The sequence below is a fragment of the Streptomyces sp. NPDC054840 genome (assembly GCF_053611065.1).
The window spans coordinates 1-1803 of sequence record NZ_JBSGZP010001023.1 but is presented as its reverse complement, the minus strand read 5'-3'; the positions used below and the strand labels follow the sequence as shown (position 1 = coordinate 1803).

1 protein-coding gene is annotated in these 1803 nt (G+C 70.8%); it reads right to left on the bottom strand.

Translation table 11 applies throughout. The annotated features are described in order from the left end of the window. Window positions 1-31: 31 nt before the first annotated feature. On the bottom strand, window positions 32-1803 hold a 1772-nt coding region (locus ACWGIU_RS37090; RefSeq protein WP_453712463.1), incomplete at its 5' end, for a hypothetical protein.

Genomic DNA, 1803 nt, shown 5'->3' with positions numbered 1-1803 from the left:
GGCCCCGGCAGCGGCGTGCGGACCTGACCGGTCACTTCTTCGGCTGGCGGCCGCAGACGAGGTCGTGGTTCTGGGCGGTCGTGTTGGCGCACCAGAGGCTGGGCCGCTCCGGCGGCACGAAGACGTACTCGGACAGCTTCATGTTGACCGGCTGGCACTCCTGCTTACCCTTGAACGGCGAGTACTTGGGGCACTTCCCGTTCGGCAGCTGCTGCAGGTGGGCGCGGAGCGCGTCCAGGCCGAGGTCCTCGACGCCCGGGTTGGTGGACGGCATGAAACGGTTGGCCGACCAGGAACCGCCCATGGTGGCGAACAGGGCGGTCACGCAGATCAGGCCGGCGGCCAGCTGGGACAGCAGGCGCGGGGAGATCCGCGCGGCCCGGGCCGGGGCGACCTCGTTCAGCGTGCCGCGGATCCAGCCGAAGCCGCGCTCGTACGTGAGCATCACGCCGAGGACGGCCAGGATGATCAGGCAGTAGAAGATGATCCAGGTGGTGCGCGGGTACAGCTGGACGGCCTGATTCTGCTCCATCTGGGAGGCGAACCAGAAGCGCAGCAGCCAGGCGCCGGCGAGGACGAAGCCGGCGGTGCGGACCACGATGTTGCGCAGGCCGAGGCCCACACCGATGGCCACGCCCAGGAGCAGCAGGATCCCGAAGCCGGTCTGGCCGGCCAGCTCGCCGGACACCGGGAAGCTGTGGTAGGTCTGCTCGCCGGCGCGGTCGGACGCCCAGCCCATCACGTAGGCCGGGTCGATGTAGGTGTTGATGTAGGCGTAGCGGTCCACCGTCGAGGCGCCCAGGCGGGCCAGCTGGTACAGCAGCGGCGCGCCGATGACGGCGGCGGTGGCCAGCATGGCACCGAGGAAGGTCAGCGCGCGCTTGACGGCGACCCGGCCGCGCCGCCACGGGAACAGCAGCAGGCCGAGGACGAACGCGCCCGGCGCGGCCCACAGGTACCAGCCGGAGTACCAGAGGAACATGACGCCGAACACGATGCCGAAGCCGAGGCCGCGCAGCACCGCCGAACGCGTCGTGAGTTGGTCGGCCCGGCGGATCTCGCGGAAGGCGGCGGCCAGCAGCGGCAGCAGGACGAGCATGGAGCCGTGGCTGTAGGGGCGGATCGGGTCGAGGAAGACGATCGACGCCGGCACGGCGATGGCCATCGCCCAGAACGGACGCAGCATCAGTCGCCACGCGAGGTAGGCCATCGGTCCGACCAGTGCGCTGAGGATCAGCTGCAGGTCCTTGAGCGCGTGGCCCACGTCGGCGATGCCGTTGTGGAAGACCTTGGCCCAGAGCGCGAGCAGGGCGGGGAACAGCGGGGGGTAGACCCCCGGCATGCCCTTGTGGCGCATCATGTCGTTGGCCATGCCCATGAGGTTGCCGGGGTCGCCCTCCTGGCCGCCCAGGCCCCACGGCGTGCCGTTCAGGGCGACCGCGATGCCGCCGGCGACGATGCCGGTGGCCAGGCCCGCGAGGGCCGCGCACACCAGCCGCTGAGCGACCTGGTAGTAGCGCAGCGTGCCCCGGTAGGCGAGGAACAGCAGCACGGCGAGGACGGGTATGCCGACGAGCGCCGCGTATTGCTGGACCTTGGCGAGGCCGCTGACCTGACCGATCCGGGTGACGGGGTTGACGCTGATGTGCGTGCACAGCAGCATGAACCCGAGAGCGACGACGACACTGACCACGACCTCCCCCAGCGGGAGGAACCAGCGCTTCTCCGTCCAGCGGTCGAAGCGGCCGCCCGTCAGGGCCTTCGACTTCCCGGCGGACGGGGCGCCTTCGGCGCCGTCCGGCC